Source organism: Methylobacterium frigidaeris (assembly GCF_022179185.1).
GTDB classification, from domain to species: Bacteria; Pseudomonadota; Alphaproteobacteria; order Rhizobiales; family Beijerinckiaceae; genus Methylobacterium; species Methylobacterium frigidaeris.
Genome location: NZ_BPQJ01000012.1, coordinates 161,493 through 180,240 on the forward strand (window position 1 = coordinate 161,493; position 18,748 = coordinate 180,240).

The 18,748-nt window shown below is 69.5% G+C and carries 15 protein-coding genes; 10 read left to right on the plus strand and 5 right to left on the minus strand.

Translation table 11 applies throughout. The features are described from left to right. The first annotated feature begins 106 nt into the window (after positions 1 to 106). Positions 107 to 1,327: a serine hydrolase domain-containing protein gene (locus MFF64_RS14900; protein ID WP_099899848.1), complete on the plus strand. Its 1,221-nt coding sequence runs from the start codon at positions 107 to 109 to the stop codon at positions 1,325 to 1,327. Positions 1,328 to 1,351: 24 nt separating this feature from the next. On the opposite strand, the gene MFF64_RS14905 is transcribed toward MFF64_RS14900, so the two are convergent. After that, positions 1,352 to 2,140 (minus strand): DUF2189 domain-containing protein, encoded by a 789-nt coding sequence (locus MFF64_RS14905; protein ID WP_099899846.1) that lies wholly within the window; start codon positions 2,138 to 2,140, stop codon positions 1,352 to 1,354. 284 nt (positions 2,141 to 2,424) lie between these two features. Here MFF64_RS14905 and MFF64_RS14910 point away from each other — a divergent pair, with 284 nt between their 5' ends. The 6 genes from MFF64_RS14910 to istB all read left to right on the plus strand — a co-directional run bounded on the left by MFF64_RS14910 (position 2,425) and on the right by istB (position 10,346). Then, positions 2,425 to 3,243, plus strand: a complete 819-nt coding sequence (locus tag MFF64_RS14910) for a protein-L-isoaspartate O-methyltransferase family protein (RefSeq protein WP_099899844.1) — start codon at positions 2,425 to 2,427, stop codon at positions 3,241 to 3,243. A gap of 76 nt (positions 3,244 to 3,319) precedes the next feature. Continuing rightward, positions 3,320 to 3,961 (plus strand): MBL fold metallo-hydrolase, encoded by a 642-nt coding sequence (locus MFF64_RS14915; RefSeq protein WP_099899842.1) that lies wholly within the window; start codon positions 3,320 to 3,322, stop codon positions 3,959 to 3,961. A 29-nt stretch (positions 3,962 to 3,990) separates the two neighbouring features. Next, positions 3,991 to 4,953 carry an aldo/keto reductase gene (locus MFF64_RS14920; RefSeq protein WP_238191349.1) on the plus strand — a complete coding sequence of 321 codons (963 nt, stop codon included), beginning with the start codon at positions 3,991 to 3,993 and terminating at the stop codon, positions 4,951 to 4,953. 284 nt (positions 4,954 to 5,237) lie between these two features. Continuing rightward, positions 5,238 to 7,664, plus strand: coding sequence for a DNA topoisomerase (ATP-hydrolyzing) subunit B (gene gyrB, locus MFF64_RS14925; protein WP_099899840.1), 2,427 nt, complete (start codon positions 5,238 to 5,240; stop codon positions 7,662 to 7,664). 847 nt (positions 7,665 to 8,511) lie between these two features. After that, on the plus strand, positions 8,512 to 9,555 hold the full coding sequence (gene istA / locus MFF64_RS14930) for an IS21 family transposase (protein WP_099901120.1): 1,044 nt from the start codon (positions 8,512 to 8,514) through the stop codon (positions 9,553 to 9,555). After that, entirely contained in the window at positions 9,552 to 10,346 is a 795-nt protein-coding gene (gene istB, locus MFF64_RS14935) for an IS21-like element helper ATPase IstB (protein WP_099952834.1), read from the plus strand. Before istA ends, istB begins: the two co-directional genes overlap by 4 nt. 337 nt (positions 10,347 to 10,683) lie before the next feature. Here the strand turns inward: istB and MFF64_RS14940 are convergent, their stop codons facing one another. Continuing rightward, positions 10,684 to 11,193 carry a MerR family transcriptional regulator gene (locus tag MFF64_RS14940; protein WP_238191350.1) on the minus strand — a complete coding sequence of 170 codons (510 nt, stop codon included), beginning with the start codon at positions 11,191 to 11,193 and terminating at the stop codon, positions 10,684 to 10,686. A gap of 130 nt (positions 11,194 to 11,323) precedes the next feature. Here MFF64_RS14940 and MFF64_RS14945 point away from each other — a divergent pair, with 130 nt between their 5' ends. Then, positions 11,324 to 11,971 carry a methyltransferase domain-containing protein gene (locus tag MFF64_RS14945; RefSeq protein WP_091887261.1) on the plus strand — a complete coding sequence of 216 codons (648 nt, stop codon included), beginning with the start codon at positions 11,324 to 11,326 and terminating at the stop codon, positions 11,969 to 11,971. 606 nt (positions 11,972 to 12,577) lie between these two features. On the opposite strand, the gene MFF64_RS14950 is transcribed toward MFF64_RS14945, so the two are convergent. From MFF64_RS14950 to MFF64_RS14960, 3 genes are all read right to left on the minus strand, one after another. Further along, positions 12,578 to 13,426 (minus strand): transporter, encoded by an 849-nt coding sequence (locus MFF64_RS14950; protein WP_135417457.1) that lies wholly within the window; start codon positions 13,424 to 13,426, stop codon positions 12,578 to 12,580. Between the two features lie 29 nt (positions 13,427 to 13,455). Then, complete coding sequence (locus tag MFF64_RS14955) at positions 13,456 to 14,817, minus strand: hypothetical protein (RefSeq protein ID WP_135417458.1); 1,362 nt, start codon at positions 14,815 to 14,817, stop codon at positions 13,456 to 13,458. A 466-nt stretch (positions 14,818 to 15,283) separates the two neighbouring features. Continuing rightward, complete coding sequence (locus MFF64_RS14960) at positions 15,284 to 15,586, minus strand: metal-sensitive transcriptional regulator (protein WP_091887263.1); 303 nt, start codon at positions 15,584 to 15,586, stop codon at positions 15,284 to 15,286. A gap of 162 nt (positions 15,587 to 15,748) precedes the next feature. Between MFF64_RS14960 and MFF64_RS14965 the strand changes: the two genes are divergently transcribed. Both MFF64_RS14965 and MFF64_RS14970 read left to right on the plus strand, forming a co-directional pair. Continuing rightward, positions 15,749 to 16,081, plus strand: a complete 333-nt coding sequence (locus MFF64_RS14965) for a four-helix bundle copper-binding protein (RefSeq protein WP_091887265.1) — start codon at positions 15,749 to 15,751, stop codon at positions 16,079 to 16,081. Positions 16,082 to 17,011: 930 nt separating this feature from the next. Further along, entirely contained in the window at positions 17,012 to 18,304 is a 1,293-nt protein-coding gene (locus tag MFF64_RS14970; RefSeq protein WP_135417459.1) for a type II restriction enzyme NmeDI-related protein, read from the plus strand. The last annotated feature ends 444 nt before the right edge of the window (positions 18,305 to 18,748 follow it).

The window sequence follows — 18,748 nt, forward strand, 5'->3', positions numbered from 1 at the left end:
GCTCGCCGTCATCGCAGCCGCGACCCCATCCTGGCTCGGCCCGAGCCAAGCCTTTAGATGCGTTGAAAGTGCGATAGATGCAGCTTTGGACGTCAGGAGGCACCGCATGCAGGCTGAGATCGGAACCCCGGAGGCGGTCGGCCTCTCTTCGGAGCGGCTGGAGCGGATCGTCCCGTGGATGCGGGGCTACGTCGAGGCCGGCAAGCTGCCGGGCCTGTCGGTGACCGTGGCCCGCCGCGGGCAGGTGGTGTTCTCCCGCTCGGCGGGCCTGCGCGACCTCGCCCGCGGCCTGCCGATGGACGACGACACCATCGTGCGCATCTACTCGATGACGAAGCCGCTGACCTCGGTGGCGATCCTGATGCTGTACGAGGAGGGCAGGTTCCAGCTCGACGATCCCATCACCCGCTTCCTGCCGGAGTTCCGGAACATGCGGGTGCTCGTCGGCGGCAGCCGGGCCAAGCCCGAGACGGTGCCGGCGGAACGCGACATCACCTTCCGCGACCTCCTCACCCACACGTCCGGCCTCACCTACGGCTTCATGGACGCGACGCTGGTCGACCGGATGTACCGGGAGGAGGGCGTCGACTTCCAGACCGCCGAGACCTCTCTCGCCGACGTGGTGGCGAAGGCCGCCGGCCTGCCGCTGCTGGCGCAGCCCGGGGCGGAGTGGAACTACAGCATCGCCACCGACGTGCTCGGCCATCTCGTGGCGGTCATATCGGGTCAGCCCTTCGACGCCTTCCTGCGCGAGCGGATCATCCGGCCGCTGGGCATGGTCGACACCGACTTCCACGTGCCGCCAGAGAAGATCGCCCGATTCGCCTCGAACTACGCGCTGGGCGAGGGCGGCCGGCTGACGCTGATCGACGATGCCCGCGAGGGCCGCTACGCGAAGCCCCGCAGCGTACCCTCGGGCGGCGGCGGCCTGGTCTCGACGGCGTCCGACTACGCCCGGTTCTGCCGCTTCATGCTCGGCGGGGGCGCGCTCGACGGCGTGCGGCTCCTCGGCCGCAAGACCGTGGCGCTGATGACCGCCAACCACCTGCGCGGCGACCTCGCCGATATGGGCCAGCCGCGCTTCTCGGAATCGAGCTACAGCGGCATCGGCTTCGGCCTCGGCGTCTCGGTGATGCTGGATCCGGCCAAGGCCCAGATCCTCGGCACCCCGGGCGAGGTCGCCTGGGGCGGGGCGGCCTCGACGGCGTTCTGGATCGACCCCGCCGAGGACCTGTTCGTGATCCTGCTGACGCAGCTCATGCCGTCCTCGACCTGGCCGATCCGGCGCGAGCTGCGGGTGCTCACCTACGCGGCGCTCATAGAGTGACCGCGGCGATGACCGGGTGGCCGCTCACGCCACCGCCCGGCGGTAGAGGTGCCAGGTGGCATGGCCGAGCACCGGCAGCACCACCGCGAGGCCGACGAACAGCGACAGCATGCCGATGACGAGCAGTCCCGCCACGATGGCGCCCCAGGCGAGCATCGTGCCGGGGTTCTCGCGCATCAGCGCCAGCGAGGTCTCGATCGCGGTGCCGGCATCCGCGTCCTTGTCGATGATGAGCGGGATCGAGACCGCGCCCACCGCGAGCGCCAGGAGCGAGAAGGCCGCACCCACGAGGTTGCCGGTGAGGATCAGGACCCAGCCCCGCGGCGTGGTCAGCACGTCGTCGAGGAAGGCGAGCAGCGAGGGCTCGGTGACGCTGCCGTAGAGTGCCCAGTACAGCCCCATCGCGGCAGCGAGCCAGGCGAGGAAGATCAGCGCCAGCACCACGCCGACCGCCGTCACCGCCTTGGCGGAGCGGCCGCGGAGGGGCGCGTAGGCGTCGGTCCAGGCGGCGGGCAGGCCCCATTCCCGCCGCCGGCTCAGCTCGTAGAGGCCGAGCGCCGCGAAGGGCCCGAGCAGCGCGAAGCCCGCGGCGAGGGGAAACAGGATCGGGATCAGGTCCTGCTCGAAGGTCGCGGCCGCGATGACCACGCCGGCGATCGGGTAGATCAGCACCACGAACAGCACGTGGGTCGGCATCGCCAGGAAGTCGTCGACGCCCCGCGACAGGGCGGCCTTGAGGTCCTGGATGCCGATCCGCCGCACGGCGGGGCGGGCGGCGGAGAAGCCGTGGGAGAGGGGGAACGAACTCGTCATCGCGTGTCCTCCGGGAGGAGACACCCGCGAGGGGGGGAGGCCGGGCCGCGTTCGGGCCGTCGTCTCGGCGGTCCTCAGGCGCCCGGTCCGGCCCGCACGGGCGCCGGACAGATCGGTCGCATCAGGTCTGGTCATCTCGTATCGGGCGGGGCGCTCCCACCTCACGATCGGGACGGTAGCGCGGGGCCGGCCGGCCCGCCAGGGGCTCCCGCGCACGATCGCGCGACGGGAACCGGCCCGGGCCCGGGCCGGTTCGCCCAGTATCGGGACGAAGACGAGCCAGGATGCCGGACCTCGCGCAGCACCGCGCCGCCTACGCGGCCCGCATCGCCGCCCGGGCCGGCACCGACGATGCGGCGCTGATCCGCGCCTTCGCGCGGGTCCCCAGGGAGGCGTTCTGCGGCCCCGGCCCCTGGACGGTGTTCGGCGCGGACGGCGCCGGGACGGTCGCGGACCCGGCCGGGCTCTACCGCGACGTGCTGGTGTCCCTGCGACCGGAGGCCGGCCTCAACAACGGCGAGCCGAGCCTGCACGCGCTCTGCCTCGCGGCGGCCCGCCTGCGAGCGGGCGAGCGGGTGGTGCAGGTCGGGGCGGGCGGCGGTTACTACACCGCCATCCTGGCCGAACTCGTCGGGCCTGCCGGCCGGGTCGACGCCTACGAAGTCGAGCCGGACCTCGCCGCGGCCGCCCGCGCCGCGCTCTCCGGCTACGAGCAGGTGGGGGTGCACCCGCGCTCCGGGGCGGAAGCGCCGCTTCCTGCGGCCGACCTCGTGACGGTGGCAGCCGGCGCCACGGCACCGCTGCCGGTCTGGCTCGACGCGCTCGATCCCGGCGGCCGCCTGCTGGTGCCGCTCACCGCCGACCGGGGCGGGGGCGGGATGCTGCTGGCAACCCGTCCCGCGGACGAGGACGGCGCGTGGCCGGCCCGCTTCCTGTCACCGGTGAGCTTCGTGCCCTGCGCGGGCGCCCGCAGGCCCGAGGAGGCCGCCCGCCTCGGGCCTGCGTTCCGCGACCGGGACTGGCGCGGGGTGAGCAGGCTTCATCGGGGCGGGCCGCCGGGACCAAGGGCCTTCGTGGCGGGGGAGGGGTGGTGGCTGGAGTGAGGGCCGTGGCCCCGGGGTGCCGCACCGCCCGCTTCCACGCTACAAGGGGCCACCTTCGTCTCATCCAAGGCCGATCATGCCGAGCACGCCCCGCGCCGCGATCATCCCGGTCACACCGTTCCAGCAGAACTGCACCCTCCTGTGGTGCGAGGCGACGAAGCGGGCCGCCGTGATCGATCCGGGCGGCGACCTGGACCGGATCCGGGCGGCGATCGCGAAGGCCGGGGTCACGGTCGAGAAGATCCTGCTCACCCACGGCCATATCGACCATGCCGGCGGCGCGGCGGACCTGCGCGATGCGCTCACCGTGCCGGTCGAGGGGCCGCACATCGCCGACAAGCCGCTCCTCGACAGCCTGCCCGAGACCGGGGCCGCCTACGGCATCGACGGCGCCAAGGTCATCACCCCCGACCGCTGGCTCGCCGAGGGCGACACGGTGACGGTCGGCGACCTCACCTTCGACGTGCTGCACTGCCCCGGCCATTCCCCCGGCAGCGTCGTGCTGGTCAGCCGGGACGCGCGCTACGCGCAAGTGGGCGACGTGCTGTTCCGGGGCTCCGTCGGCCGCACCGACCTGCCGGGGGGCGACCACGCCGCCCTGATCTCGTCCATCAAGACCAAGCTCCTGCCGCTCGGCGACGACGTCGCCTTCATCCCCGGCCACGGCCCGACGAGCACGATCGGCCAGGAGCGGCTGTCGAACCCGTTTCTTCAGTAGGCTTTTCGCCTCCAGTAGGGATTCCCGCCATGGACCTGCGTCCCCTCGGCCGCTCCGGCCTCTCGGTCCCGCCGTTCTGCTTCGGCGGCAACGTGTTCGGCTGGACCGCCGACGAGGCGACCTCCTTCGCGCTGCTCGACCGGCTGCTGGAAGCGGGCTTCACCTTCGTCGACACCGCCGACGTCTATTCGCGCTGGGCGCCGGGCCATCACGGCGGCGAGTCGGAGGCCGTGATCGGGCGCTGGCTCAAGGCCCGCGGCACCCGCGACCGCATGGTGATCGCCACCAAGGTCGGCATGGATATGGGGGAGGGCCGGAAAGGCCTGAAGGCCCCGTACATCGAGCGGGCGGTGGAGGAATCCCTCCGCCGTCTCCAGACCGACCGGATCGACCTCTACCAGTCCCACCTCGACGATGCCGAGACGCCGTTGGAGGAGACGCTGGCGGCCTATGAAAGGCTGATCCGCGCCGGCAAGGTGCGGGCGATCGGCGCCTCCAACTACTCCGCCGCCCGCCTGCGCGAGGCGCTGACCGTCGCGGCTCGGGAGGGCCTGCCGCGCTACGAGTGCCTGCAGCCCGAATACAGCCTGGCCGAGCGGGCGGGCTACGAGGCGGAGCTGGAGCCCCTGTGCCGGGAGGAAGGGATCGGGGTGATCTCCTACTTCTCCCTCGCGGCGGGCTTCCTCACCGGCAAGTACCGGCAGGCCGGCGCAGCCGCAGGACGCGCCCGAGAGGCCCGGGTCTCCGGCTACCTCAACCCGCGCGGGCTCGCCTTCCTCGACCTCCTCGACGAGGTCGCCCGGGAGCACGGCGCGACCCCGGCCCAGGTCGCCATCGCGTGGCTCGTCGCGCGGCCGGGGCTCACCGCGCCGATCGCCAGCGCCACCTCGGTGGCGCAGCTCGACGAGATCCTGGGCGGCGTGCGCCTCGCCCTCGATCCGGCGGCGTCCGCCCGGCTCGAGGAAGCGAGCCGGGGCACGCTCAAGGGCTGACGGTGGGCATTCGCGGATCCTTAACGGGGTGCGGCGAAACGTAACCTCCTGTATGGTCCGGCGGGGGTGGACAGAGTGCCCGCCGGTCCTCCGAAAACCGCCCGTGCGGCGCCGAAAACCGATGCAATTTCAAGGCGGAATGCTTACATCAAGGATCGACGGGGCCGTGCTCTCCACGGCCCGGCACCCTTGAGACACGAGACCCAGACGGCGCCGGATCGAGAACCGGCGCCGGCGCAGGCCGCGAGCTCCGCGACGCGCGCCCGCCCGCACCAGGAACCGACATGGCCGAACCCGCCCGCGATCTGACCCCCGACACCTACGGCGCCGACTCGATCAAGGTCCTCAAGGGCCTCGACGCGGTGCGCAAGCGGCCGGGCATGTATATCGGCGACACCGACGACGGCTCGGGCCTGCACCACATGGTGTACGAGGTCGTCGACAACGCCATCGACGAGGCGCTCGCCGGCCACGCGACCCTCGTCACCGTCACCCTCAACCCGGACGGCTCGTGCACCGTGTCCGACAACGGCCGCGGCATCCCGACCGACATCCACCCGGAGGAGGGCGTCTCGGCGGCCGAGGTCATCATGACCCAGCTCCACGCCGGCGGGAAGTTCGACCAGAACTCCTACAAGGTCTCGGGCGGCCTGCACGGCGTCGGCGTCTCGGTGGTGAACGCCCTCTCGACCTGGCTGCGCCTGCGCATCTGGCGCGCCGGCCAGGAGCACGCGATGGAGTTCCGCCACGGCGACGCGGTCTCGCCCCTCGCCGTCGTCGGCCCGGCCGGCGACCGGCGCGGCACCGAGGTGACGTTCCTGCCCTCGACCGACACCTTCACGATGGTCGAGTTCGACTACGCGACGCTGGAGAAGCGCCTGCGCGAACTCGCCTTCCTCAATTCCGGCGTGCGCATCGTGCTGACCGATGCCCGCCACGCCGAGCACAAGCGCGAGGAGCTGGTCTACGAGGGCGGCGTCGAGGCCTTCGTGCGCTACCTCGACCGGACCAAGAGCCCGCTGGTGAGCCAGCCGGTGGTGGTGCGCGCCGACCGCGACGGCATCGGCGTCGAGGTCGCCCTGTGGTGGAACGACAGCTACCACGAGACGGTGCTGCCCTTCACCAACAACATCCCGCAGCGCGACGGCGGCACCCACATGGCGGGCTTCCGGGCGGCGCTGACGCGCCAGATCACCGGCTACGCCGAATCCTCCGGCATCGCCAAGCGCGAGAAGGTCTCGCTCACCGGCGACGATTGCCGCGAGGGCCTGACCGCGATCATCTCGGTCAAGGTGCCGGATCCCAAGTTCTCGTCGCAGACCAAGGACAAGCTGGTCTCGTCCGAGGTGCGCCCGGTGGTCGAGAACGTCCTCAACGAGGGCCTGTCGAACTGGCTCGAGGAGCATCCCTCGGAGGCCAAGACCATCGTCGGCAAGGTGGCGGAGGCGGCCGCCGCGCGCGAGGCGGCCCGCAAGGCACGCGAGCTGACCCGCCGCAAGGGCGCGCTCGACATTGCCTCGCTCCCCGGCAAGCTCGCCGATTGCCAGGAGCGCGACCCGTCGAAATGCGAGATCCTGCTGGTCGAGGGCGACTCGGCCGGCGGCTCGGCCAAGCAGGGCCGCGACCGGACCTTCCAGGCGGTGCTGCCCTTGCGCGGCAAGATCCTCAACGTCGAGCGCGCGCGCTTCGACAAGATGCTGTCGAGCCAGGAGATCGGCACGCTGATCACCGCGCTCGGCACCGGCATCGGCCGCGAGGAGTTCAACCCCGACAAGCTGCGCTACCACCGCATCATCATCATGACCGACGCGGATGTCGACGGCTCGCACATCCGCACGCTGCTGCTGACGTTCTTCTTCCGCCAGATGCCGGAGCTGATCGACCGCGGCCACCTCTACATCGCCCAGCCGCCGCTCTACAAGGCGCAGAAGGGCAAGACCGCGATCTACCTCAAGGACGACCGGGCGCTCGAGGACTATCTGATCGATGGCGGCGTCGAAGGGGCGGTGCTCAAGCTCGCCACCGGCACCGAGTTCGGCGGGCCGCAGCTCAAGGCCCTGGTCGATGAGGCGCGCGGCGTGCGCCAGGTCCTGCACGGGATGCATTCGCGCTACGACCGCGTCGTGGTCGAGCAGGCGGCGATCGCAGGCGCCCTCCGCCCCTCGGTCGCCGGCAACCCGGCCGAGGCCGAGGTGGTGGCCGACGAGATCGCCCGGCGCCTCAACGCCATCGCGGACGAGATCGAGCAGGGCTGGGAGGGCGAGGCGAAGGACGGCGGCTACGTGCTGTCGCGGACCTTACGCGGCGTGCGCCAAGTCGCGGTGCTCGACGAGGCGCTGATCTCCTCGCAGGAGGCGCGCCGCCTCGACGAGCGGGCCGAGACCCTGAGCGAGATCTACGGCGCCCCCGTCACCCTGGTGCGCCGGGGCGACCAGACCACGCTCTACGGCCCGGTCGCCCTGTTCGAGGGCATGATGGCGCTCGGCCGCAAGGGCCTGCAGCTGCAGCGCTACAAGGGGCTGGGCGAGATGACCGCCCAGCAGCTCTGGGAGACGACGCTGGACCGAGACGTGCGCTCGCTCCTCCAGGTGAAGGTCAAGGACACGACCGACGCCGACGACCTGTTCGTCAAGCTGATGGGCGACGTGGTCGAGCCGCGCCGGGAGTTCATCCAGGAGAATGCCCTCAACGTGGCCAATCTCGACGTGTGATGAGGAGCACGATCTGCCTGTACCCATAACAGCTCCCGTTTGACCCAATTGGGCTGCAACGGGAGCTGTTTTTCACCCAAAACGCTCATCCACTCGCTAGTTTACACCCATATTGCTCGGGACCCTGTCTGGTTGCGGCTGCTGAGCGGCTCGCTGCCGAGTTGCAGGACAACGGCCTCCGCAGCAGGGACCGTCCTAACTCTTTCCGGCAGGGCTTGCATTGCTAGCGCCGCAGTTGGTTGGCCCATGGTGCTCCCGCCTGTTTGTGAGGGCTTCACGTCTTTGAGCCGCCAGGCGACGGTACGCCGGGCACAAGCCGAGGTATCTTGGTAGCCGGGGCGGGGCACGCATGCACCTCACGGCGCCTGTCCGAGCTGCCTCATGTACGCCGCGTGGTCATCGCCATGCTCGCTCAACGTCGTGAGCACAAATGTCCTCACCGTGAGCGCGCACCAGCGGTCGAGAGCTTCGCCCGCATCCTTGGGCGGCAGCGCCGAAAAGGGGCGAACCTCCTGGCGCGCGGCATCGCGCGCGGCTTGTGCGGCTCGGACGAACAGACGCTCGGCTTACTCCGCAGGGTTGGACGAGAACACCTCCTGCTTCAGGTGCATGGCATAAGCGAACAGCAGGCTTTTGGCGTCACCGGTCGATGGCAGGAAACCCGGGTTCCGGCTCGCACACAGGGTACCAAGTTGGTGCGCCAGGAGACCGGGAACGAGCAGGTCAACACGGGGGTCCGGGACGGGCGCCATACTCCCTTGTAGCCGCCGATGTGAAACTGACCCGGTCGCCGATTGAATCCTGACCCAGGCCGTAGGCTGGGCTCCTTCTGCGGGAGGAGGCCCGGATGGTGGGTGAGGAGGCAGCGTTGGAGATCCGGGTGTTGCATCGGCATGGGAAGGGCATCCGCGAGATTGCCCGCGCGACGGGTCTGTCGCGCAACACGGTGAGGCGCTACCTGCGCGACGAGGCGGCGGCGCGCTACAAGGGGCGACCGCCCCGACCGGGCAAGCTCGATCCGTTCAAGGGCTACGTGGTGGAGCGCCTGGCTGCGGCAGCGCCGGACCGGATCCCGGCCAGCGTGCTGCTCGTCGAGTTGCGCGAGCGGGGCTATGCGGGCGGCTACACGATGCTCAAGGAGTTCGTCGCTGGCCTGACGCCGGCGCCAGTTCCGCAGCCGGTGGTGCGCTTCGAGACCGCGCCGGGCGAGCAGATGCAGGTCGACTGGGCGGTGATGCGGCGCGGCGCCGACCGGCTCTCGGTGTTCGTGGCGACGCTGGGCTGGAGCCGGGCGGCCTACCTCGAGTTCGTCACCGACGAGCGCCTCGAGACGCTGATCGCCGCCCACGAGAACGCCTTCCTGGCCTTCGGGGGCGTGCCGCGCGAGGTACTCTACGACAACATGCGCACCGTGGTGGTGGAGCGGAACGCCTACGGTCGCGGGCGTCACCGCTTCCAGGCCGGCTTCCTGGACTTTGCCCGCCATTGCGGCTTCCGGCCCCGGCTGTGCCAGCCCGGACGGGCGCAGACCAAGGGCAAGGTCGAGCGCTTCATCCGCTACCTGCGCGGCAGCTTCTACGTGCCGCTGGCCAGCCGGCTCGGCCAGGAGGGGCTGGTGCTCGACCGGGAGGCGGCCAACCTGGCGGCGGGTCGCTGGCTGCGCACGGTCGCCAACCAGCGGGTGCATGCCACGACCGGCGCGGTGCCGGCCGAGCGCCTGGAAGTGGAACGGACGCAGTTGCAGCCGGTGCCGCCGCCCTATGGCGGCCGCTCGGTGCGCCAGATCCAGGCCCCGGCGGTGCCGGCTCCCGCTCATCCGGTGGTCGGGCTGCAGCACCCGCTGGCGCTCTACGACGGGCTCTCGGGCCTGATGACGGGAGAACCGGCATGAGCGACCTGCAGCATGCCCGCCTGGCTGAACTCTGCGCCGAGCTGCGCTTGCAGGCGGTGCCCGCGGCCTACGGCGCGCTCGCGCAGGCGGCATCCGAGCGCGACACGCCCTATGCCGTCTTCCTGGAGGAGGTGCTGCGGGCCGAGCGCGAGGCTCGGCGCACCCGGGCGCGGGAGATGTTCGCCCGGGTGGCGGGCTTCCCGGCGGTGAAGACGCTGGAGGGCTACGACTTCGGCTTCGCCACCGGGGCGCCGCGGGCGCAGATCCAGGAACTGGCCAGCCTAGCCTTCGTGGAGCGGGCGCAGAACGTGGTGTTCCTGGGTCCGTCCGGCGTGGGCAAGACGCATCTGGCGATCGCGCTCGGCTACCTGGCGACGCAGCGCGGGATGAAGGTGCGCTTCACCAGTGCGGCGGACCTGGTCCTGACGCTGGAGACAGCACAGCGCCAGGGGCGCCTGAAGGAGGCGATGCACCGGGCGGTGAACCTCTACCGGCTGCTGATCGTCGACGAGATCGGCTACCTGCCGTTTGCGCGCGAGCAGGCGAACCTGTTCTTCCAGGTGGCGGCCAAGCGCTACGAGCGGGGCGCGATGATCCTGACCTCGAACCTGTCGTTCGGGGCGTGGGACCAGGCGTTTGCCGGCGACGCGGTGCTGACGGCGGCGATGCTGGACCGGGTGCTGCACCACGCCAGCGTGGTGACGATCACGGGCGAGAGCTACCGGCTGAAGGACAAGCGGCGCGCCGGGCTGGTGGCGCGGCCCGTGCGGGAACCAGCCGTTCCTGCGTGAGGGGTGGGTCAGGTTACGATCGGCGACAAAGCCAAAAGTGGGTCAGACTTCAATCGGCGTTGACACCCTTGTGCAAGCAAGACGAGGCCCGCGAGGCTTCCCTGCACTGCACCGGACATCGGGGGCTCCTTGATGAACGAGTGCGCTCATCGCGCTCGGCGCGGAGCAACGGTACACCTGCGGCGGCACGAAGGCCACGAACGTGTTCGATGGTCCGGTCGGCTGCTAGGATGAGCGTTGTGCCCCGCGCGGACCGGGTGGGATGGGCTGCCCGCTTGGGAGCACCGGGGCAGGGGAGGAGCCCCTGGTCCTTCGGAATACCCGTGCGCCAAGACGGTCAGCGTTCGCCATCCGCGATATCCGGTTGCGCAAGCACCTCAAGGAGACGCCCTCCGTGGAGACGTCCACGGCCGTATTCGGCCACAAGACGCCCAAGCTCGGACCGGAGTGCCGTGAGCAGGGCGATCCGCCGGTCCGTTTCATCCCTGTGGCGCAGGGCCAGCCTGGCAGCTTCCTCGGGCGAGCCACTATGCCCTGTTCCCAGTTCGAGGAGTTCGCGGATCGCATCGACCTCCAATCCGAGTTCTCTGGCCTGTCGGACGAAGCTCAACCGAACCACATCCTCCTCAGTGTAGCGTCGCTGCTGGCCCTCGGTTCGAGCCGGGGCCGAAATGAGGCGATTCTGCTCATAGTACCTTATTGTAGGTATGCGCACGCCCGAGCGTCGCGACAGTTCACCGATTGAGATCGTCACCCGAAGGCCTCTTCCACTTCCGAGGCCGTGGACCTTAGCGCATGAGGTGGGCGGAGGACATGGTCCGAGTTCCCCGCTTGCAGTGCCTGCCATGTACCCTTACCCGGTAGTGGTACACCCATGGCCGAAAGCGGCTATGGTCGGAATGGCCGCCGTCACCCTGGGGCCGACACGCCCAGGGCCGACGTAGCCATTGGCGTCGACCTGAACGGTTTCTTCGACAATGAACCTCATCCTTGGCGCGCGCCGGTGGATAGCCAGGCGCGGCTTCGAGCGGACCTATCCCGTCCTGATGCGGGACCCGGCCTGCACCGAGCCTCTTATAGCCGCCCTTGCTCCCGAGGCCGGCGAGCGCATCCTCTATGTCAGGGGGCCACAGGCCGAACCCGTGCTCGGGCTCGCGAGGAGGTTTCCGGGCACTGGGTTCGTCGGCTTGGAAGCGGATGCAGAGCGCGCCGCCGCGACCCGGGCCGATGCGGCGGCGGCGGGTCTCGCGAACGTGAAGGCGTTCGCGTACGAGGCCCGCGGTCGCATGCCGTTCCCTCCCGCCTCCTTCGACAAGGCGGCTTCGGTGATGGCCCTGCATTGCGAGCCGCAGGAAGGAAAGCTTCGGATCGCGCGCGAGTTGTTGCGCGTCCTGCGGCGGCAAGGAAGCCTGCTCGCCTCGGATCTTGATGCGGCGCGTGGGGCGCAGGAAGGCGCCTTGGTCAAGGTCGCGTCCATGATGCTCGGCGAGACGCGCCTCCGACAACACATGGACGGAACGTGGCCCGACATCCTTTCCGAAGCTGGCTTCGCGCGCGTCAAGCGCCTCGGCTCGCATTCGGTGCTCGTCGCAAGAGTGGCCGTCGTCCGGGCATCCAGGCGCTGAGACGCTGCCATCATGCCGCCGTCGATGCCGGGCGCCTGCACCTTGACGGAATGTCACGCACGAGGCGCTGGAGATCATCGGTCGAACAGAGCGCGAGGGCCGCCCGAAGGCGTTCGCAGTTGCTGGCCAATGGCCGTCATCATCCGTCTACCGCTTGCCAGGACGCTCTCGCGACCAGGTTCCCGACCCGAGCGGTGACGGCACAGCGTTCTACGCCTTGGTCCGTTTGACTTGCCAAACGCAGGTCCCGGGCGGCGCCTCATGGGCGTTTGCCCTTTGGGCAGGGTGATGTCCATCGACCGCATCCGGCTGCCGGAGCGCACGGCACATGCAGGGTCAGGCGCCGGCCCGCTCAGTGCCCCACCCATTCGGCCTGTTGCATCGCGAGGCTACGGCGATGGCCTCCCGCTCCACGGAGGCGAGCTTCTCGGGAGGCTTGGCGACGCATCCGCGACGCAGCTCTTCAGGTATCGGAATTGGCTTGCGTGATGGCCAGGGTCGGCGCCTTCGTCCTCTTCACGATGGCTCCGGCGTTGGGCGAAGGCGACCCGGTACGTAGGGCCGAGCAGGTCCCGCGGTGGGCGGAACTCGTACCGGCGCGGCCGCTCATCGGGGCGGGTCGAAGCTGAACGGGTAGCTCAGCGTGTGCTGGATGCCTGCCACGAACCGGAAATCCTGGTTGCGGTCGCCGCCGAACCCGACGCCGGCGCTGCCCGAGAGGACGGTTTGGGGCGTCAGCAGGTAGCGGACACCGACCTCGGCCATGTTCGACGCGCGCCTGCGGTCCCTGTCCGTCTCACGGTAGACATCCGCGACGACGACCAACTCGTTCGTCACGGGCTGGCTGTAGGCGACGCCGACGCGGTAGCGGTCCGTCCTCTCGGCATCGCGACCCGTGAGCGGGTCGAAGTTGTGGAACCAAGACGCGTTGAAGTGGATCTGACGCGGCACGTAGGAGAATGGCGACGTGCCTTCGGGGTCCGGCGTTCCCAGCGACTTCGTCGCGAGGAACTTCAGCTCGGTCTCGGTCCCGCCGTTGCGGTACCCATAGGGTTGGCTCACGCCGGCCGCCACCGCGAAGGCCGGCAGATAGAGGCCTTCCGTGTTGAGGTTGTAGAGGCCCTGAACCGTGGCGGCACCCTGCTTCGTCTCGCTCGCATCGCCAACCGCGTATGGCGTCTCGACTGACAGTTGGAAGTTCTTGGTCGCGCCCCACTCCACGCGCGGGACCACGAACAGGCGATTCCGGCCGTCAGGGTCACTCCGGGGAGCCCTGTCGTAGCGGAGGTACCCCTGGATCTCCAGTCCGTTCTCCTTGATCGGGTAGGCATCCTCGATGACGACGGGCAGGCCCTGTTCGAGGTTCGTATGGTCGGCGGCGCGCACCGGGAGGGCGTCGCAGGCAATGATGGCGAACGCGGCGGCCCCGGCGGCCAGGCGCACGTGATGCTTCATGACGGAGTTCCTGTCGGGCGTCGGGGCGGTCAGCGGGAGGCGATGCGGGCGGCGCCCAGCGAGGGCTCGACGCCCATGTCGATGGGAGCGATGTCGGGCATGCGCTCGGCCTTCCGTCGCCAGTTCGCCTCCATCGTCTCGGTCATCATCCGCGGCGTCTCGCCCGGTTCGGTCGCGCCGGGCATCATCCTCATCCCGGGCGCGACACGCATGATGGCGTCGTGCAGAGAGCCCGGGATCTCGCCCGGCTCAATGCCGAGCCGCCCGTTCTTCATCATCTGCTGCATGACGGCGGACTTCTCCACCTTGGATAGCCCCCCAGGGTACATCATGGGCAGCATCTCCATAAGCATGTCCATCATGATCATGCCCATGGCGCCCTGTGGCGAACGCACCCAGTTCGGGTAGGTGCGCGGGTCGTATGTTGGATGGGGCTCGCCGAACTTGCGGGCGTAAGCCTCGTCCCCCGGTTGGTACCCCATGGCCTGGATGACGCGGTACATCTCGGCCCGCTTCTCCTCGACGGACCAGCCCTTGTAGGCGAGGATCGAGTAGGCGATGCCGTGGAGCATGTGCAGATTGTCGAAGATGTTCGCGCTCTCCGGGCTCATGCGAGAGTAGCGCGGCATGATCTCGCGCGAGAGCACCATCCGGCCCGGGCGGTTCGGGATGACCTCGCGATGCATGACGTCCTCCACGCCCTTGATGGCGGCCTCCTGGTCCTGGTTGCCCGAGATCATCTGCGCCTCGTAAACCGCCGGGTGCCACCAGTGCGCGACGTAGAATAGGCTTTGGTCGAGTGGATAAAAATTCCGGAAGTAATTGAAGTAGGGCTTCATCATGATGCCCGCGCGCCGCATCGTCAGCTCCAGTGGCGCCGGACTACGCGGGATACCCTCGGTCTGCATGGTCAAGTAATACTTGACCGCACGGTCTGTCCAAGCCTTCTTCTCGGCCCACGGGATCTCACGAAAGGCCATCACGTCGTAGGTCTGCTCGTGGTGCATATGCGTCCAGTCGATGGTCCGAAACAGCGTGTGCATCGCCCGGTCGACATAGGACGAGTAGTACGGCATCTCCGGCTCGGTCGCCGGCGGGTTGAGCAGCCACTCCAGAGCTTCCCGGTCGAAGCGCGCGTCGACCGCGGCGTGGTCCTCGAAGCGCGTCAACTGCAGCAGGTCGTGTTGCTTCGAGTGGAAGAAGTGCATGCCGGCCCCGATGCGGTAGGCCAGGTTGTGCCGGTAGAAGAATGCCAGGTTGTAGGGGCCTCGCAGGAAGTCGACGCCGTTGCGCTGTTCGAGCGCGAACGCCCGCCTCGCGCCCGCTCCTTGCGCCGCCAGTGCGACCGCGGATGCCGCGGCGCCACCCAGGAACGCTCTCCGCGTCGCCATCCTCATTTGTCCCCTCCAAGATTATACCCCAATGGGGTAAAACCGTCGGGAACCGGGGTCAAAGGCTATTCACCCGTGATCCCTTGGGCGGTTCTCATCGGGCCGAAGTGTTGCCTCACCGCCACTCTTGAGGGCGAGGGACAGGGCGGGCCTTGTCGGCCATGCGCCGGCTTCCGCCGCCTGGAGGTGTGCCGGGACCGATCCCCCCAGTCCGCGGCGGCTGGTCGGCCTGCCAGGACCGAGCCGACCATCGCTATGCATGGCCCAAGGCCCGCGGCCGTTCCAGGGCCGCATCGCGCTTGGACGCCAGGGGGCGTACAGGTTGTGCCGCCCGCGGTCCCGCGGCGCCGGTCGGCCTTCGGGACCGCGCATGCGTCCGGGCCGCAACGCCGGGATGCGGCACGAGGGGCGACCCGGTCGTGGCAGGGCGCTCGCAGCGCCTGACATCCGACAGTCCTGCCCTCGGCTACACGATCCTGCCGATAAGGCTGCCGATCTCGTCGGCCAGGCGCTGCCGCTCCTCCTGCGAGAGGTTGCTCGCGACGGAGGCTTGCACCAACCCGTGCATATGGTCGCGGATCATGTCGGACTGCACTCGGCGCAACGCGGCGATGACGGCATCGATCTGGTGCGCGACGTCGACGCAGTATCGCTCCGTCTCGATCATTTGCTGGATGCCACGCACCTGCCCTTCGATGCGACGCAGCCGGGGGAGTTGCTGCTTGTGGTTGACCGTGACCCCACCGTGGTCCTTTTCGGAACCCGACATGCTGCCTTGCGCCTCTGATGGGACGGGCGGCCGCCGGCCCAGGGTTTTGGAACCATACCCTGCCTGGGTATGTTGCCTCTTCGTCGTGGGCCCGCTCCGCGCGGGCGGGCCCACGCAGCCATAGTAAGGCTTGGCCGAACGTCCAACAATGCGAGCGACACAATGCACCAGATGAGACCGGACATGCAGGCATGCATCGACGAGTGCCTGCGCTGCTACCAGACCTGCCTCGGCATGGCATCCAACCACTGCCTGCCCGCCGGCGGGAAGCACGTCGAGGCGGAGCATCTTCGCCTCATGCTCGCCTGCGCCGAGATCTGCCGCACCTCGGCGCACTTCATGCTCCTCGGCACGAGCCATCATAAGCACACCTGCCGCGAGTGCGCCGACGTGTGCGAGGATTGCGCGCGGAGCTGCGAGCAGGTGGGCGATATGCAGCACTGCGTCGACCAGTGCCGCCGCTGCGCGGAAAGCTGTCGGAAGATGGCGGCCTGAACCGCTCGTCCGGGGCGGCTCAGGACACGGCCGCTCGGCGGCATTCCCTGCGCGCCGCCTCGTCCCGGTTGTCCCGCCGGCCCTTCTGACCGATGCCCTGCCCGGGCCGGCTTGGGAGGTGTCAGGTGCAATCGCGTCGGGCCTCATGGCACATATCACTGCCCCCGCGCCCGGACAGCCGAGCCGGCCAGTCCGCCGGAGGGATCCACCAGGCTTCGCGGCGAGTTCATCGGTTCGTCGGACGCCATCCTTGTCGGGGCCGGGCTGGCCCCGGGCTGCGCCAGGCTCTCCGGCATCCCAGAGGCTCCCCGCTCGCCTTCATGGGCGTGGAGGAATTGCGAGGAAGGCCGACCAGCTCGTGCCGCGTGCCGCTGGGACCACTGGCGGCGCAGCGTCCTCGAACGGCGTCGCCACGGCCAGCGCACCGCCGGCCCGCGCGGGGCGAGATCCCCGCATGCCGACGATGCACGTACAGGCACGGTGCCGGACCGTCAGCGCCCGGGCCCAGAACATGCGGATGGGCGGGACCAATCGGCGCGGCGGGACCGCCTCGCCTGCGTGGCGGTCGCCGTGGGCGGCCCCCGGGTCTCGCGCCGTCGGCCCCGGCCTTGATGCGCAACGGACGCAGGCCGCAGTGCGCCCGTCACCTTGCGCCGCGGACTCGCCCACGGCAGTCCGCTTCTCATGTGTGCGGGACCGCCGGTTAGGAAAAGCTTCACGGGATGAGCCGCGGCACTGATCTCCGGGAGCTGCTATCGGCATGCCGCCTGGGCGCGTGCGCCCCGCCATCACCGACGCCTCTCGCATCTGTTGCACGGTTGCGACACCCTCCCGCCATCATCGGAAACCCTGCCTGCGCGTCCACGGCCCTGTGGTGCCTGATACCCCGACCAGGCATATTCGGGAGCCACGACCACCAAGCCCCCGAATATGACGAACGTGAACGACGCCTGGATCGTCAATCTCATCCGGCACTGGCGCGAGGACCCAGGCGCCTCCTACAGAACGTGGTTCCTGTGGGAGGAGCGCATCAAGAACTTCCGCTCGATCCGGCGCGGCATCCAGGCGGTCATAGACGAGATCCGGTCCGACACCTTCGGCAACGCCTACCGCGGCTCCTCGCTGGAGACCATCGTCTCCTCCATCGCCGAGCAGCGCCAGGTGTTCAAGGGCGCCGACCATGCCTTCCTCTGGAAGCCCAAGCTTCGCATCCCTGACATCTACGAGGATCGGGCCAACCAGCTGGCCTTTGGGCGCTTCCTCGACGCCTGCCTTTGCTGCAACGCCGAGGCGCAGGTCCTGGCGGCCATCCGAACGCTCGACCAGTCGCGCATTAAAGGGCTTGGCCCGGCCGCGGCGAACCTGCTGTACTTCCTGCATCCGACCGTGGCCTCCCCGTTCAACACCGCCATCGTCAAGGGCTTCAACGCGCTCATGGGCGCCAACGTGAAGCTCGGCAGGTGGGACGAGTACCTCGCGATGCGCCAAGGCATCCTTGCCCTCAACGCCGCCCACCGGACGCTCCTGTCGAACGACCTCGGCGCCGTAGCCGGCTTCCTGTTCGACGTCGGGTCGGGGCGCTACCCGCTTCCCGAGCGGGATGCCACCGGGGCGCTGGAGCGATGGCGGGAGGATCTCGAACGCGTGCGGGCGGAGGCGGCCGGCGCCGCCTCGAAGGCGGCCCAGGCCGCAAGCGAGGCCGACCATACCCACACCGAGATCCAGGGCTGGCTCCGGGACCTCGGGCTCGCGCTCGGTTTCGACGTCTGGGTCGCCTCGAATGACGGGGGCCGTCCTTACGCAGGCGGCAGGCTGTCCGACGGCTGCCTCGACCGGTTACCCGAACGGCTCACCGCCAACGGAACGGCCGAAACGGTCCGGCTCATCGACGTGATCTGGCTCGAAAAGGCGAGCGGGGACGTGGCGGCGGCCTTCGAGGTCGAGCATACGACGAGCATATACTCCGGGATCGTGCGGATGCTCGACTTGGCGCTCGGCGTCGAGGGCGGGACGGCCCGCAACCTCTTCCTCGTCGCGCCCGACAACAGGGAGGAGGACGTCCGGGCGCAGTTCGCCAGACCTGCCTTCTCGCGTGTGAGCGAGCTGGATCTTCGTTACCTGCCGTACAGCGAGCTGCGGGGGCATCGCGAGACCATCGCGCGCTTCGGAACCGGCCTCAAGGGAGTGCTGGCCATCGCACGGCCGGTCGGCGCGCCCAGGTGATGTCCAGGCCGCGCGGCCCCTCTCTCCGGCCTAGTGAGACATCACGAGCGTTCGTGCCGGCCGCGCCGGCCAAAGCCGACTCGGGCACCCCGTCCCCTCGACGACGCTGACTTACGCTTGGCCCCGGCTGCTTCGTAAGGCGCATCCGGGCAAATCGCGGGGGATGCGGACAACTACCGCCTTGGGCCGGTGGCCAGCTTTCCGCGGTCAACCTGATCGGGCATCCACCCCGGTGGTCGACGCCGTCAGCACCCCGCCGCGACGAAGGGCCCACTCGGGAGTGGGATATACCCCGAGGGGGTTCGGGACACGTATTCCGAACACCTGCCCGTTTCCTGGAACCAGGTGTCAAGGCGTCCGGAGCGGCGGGACCGTGGCAATCCGTTCCGACGCGGAGCGCACGGCGGGGCCTGCGTCAAACCGCCCCGCGCCGCGGTAGGGATG

Bases quoted from the DNA above. Each gene is read 5' to 3' on its own strand.
- MFF64_RS14900 (WP_099899848.1), top strand. From the start codon at position 107: ATGCAGGCTGAGATCGGAACCCCGGAGGCGGTCGGCCTCTCTTCGGAG.
- MFF64_RS14905 (WP_099899846.1), bottom strand. From the start codon at position 2,140: ATGACGAGTTCGTTCCCCCTCTCCCACGGCTTCTCCGCCGCCCGCCCC.
- MFF64_RS14910 (WP_099899844.1), top strand. From the start codon at position 2,425: ATGCCGGACCTCGCGCAGCACCGCGCCGCCTACGCGGCCCGCATCGCC.
- MFF64_RS14915 (WP_099899842.1), top strand. From the start codon at position 3,320: ATGCCGAGCACGCCCCGCGCCGCGATCATCCCGGTCACACCGTTCCAG.
- MFF64_RS14920 (WP_238191349.1), top strand. From the start codon at position 3,991: ATGGACCTGCGTCCCCTCGGCCGCTCCGGCCTCTCGGTCCCGCCGTTC.
- gyrB (WP_099899840.1), top strand. From the start codon at position 5,238: ATGGCCGAACCCGCCCGCGATCTGACCCCCGACACCTACGGCGCCGAC.
- istA (WP_099901120.1), top strand. From the start codon at position 8,512: ATGGTGGGTGAGGAGGCAGCGTTGGAGATCCGGGTGTTGCATCGGCAT.
- istB (WP_099952834.1), top strand. From the start codon at position 9,552: ATGAGCGACCTGCAGCATGCCCGCCTGGCTGAACTCTGCGCCGAGCTG.
- MFF64_RS14940 (WP_238191350.1), bottom strand. From the start codon at position 11,193: ATGGCAGGCACTGCAAGCGGGGAACTCGGACCATGTCCTCCGCCCACC.
- MFF64_RS14945 (WP_091887261.1), top strand. From the start codon at position 11,324: ATGAACCTCATCCTTGGCGCGCGCCGGTGGATAGCCAGGCGCGGCTTC.
- MFF64_RS14950 (WP_135417457.1), bottom strand. From the start codon at position 13,426: ATGAAGCATCACGTGCGCCTGGCCGCCGGGGCCGCCGCGTTCGCCATC.
- MFF64_RS14955 (WP_135417458.1), bottom strand. From the start codon at position 14,817: ATGGCGACGCGGAGAGCGTTCCTGGGTGGCGCCGCGGCATCCGCGGTC.
- MFF64_RS14960 (WP_091887263.1), bottom strand. From the start codon at position 15,586: ATGTCGGGTTCCGAAAAGGACCACGGTGGGGTCACGGTCAACCACAAG.
- MFF64_RS14965 (WP_091887265.1), top strand. From the start codon at position 15,749: ATGCACCAGATGAGACCGGACATGCAGGCATGCATCGACGAGTGCCTG.
- MFF64_RS14970 (WP_135417459.1), top strand. From the start codon at position 17,012: ATGACGAACGTGAACGACGCCTGGATCGTCAATCTCATCCGGCACTGG.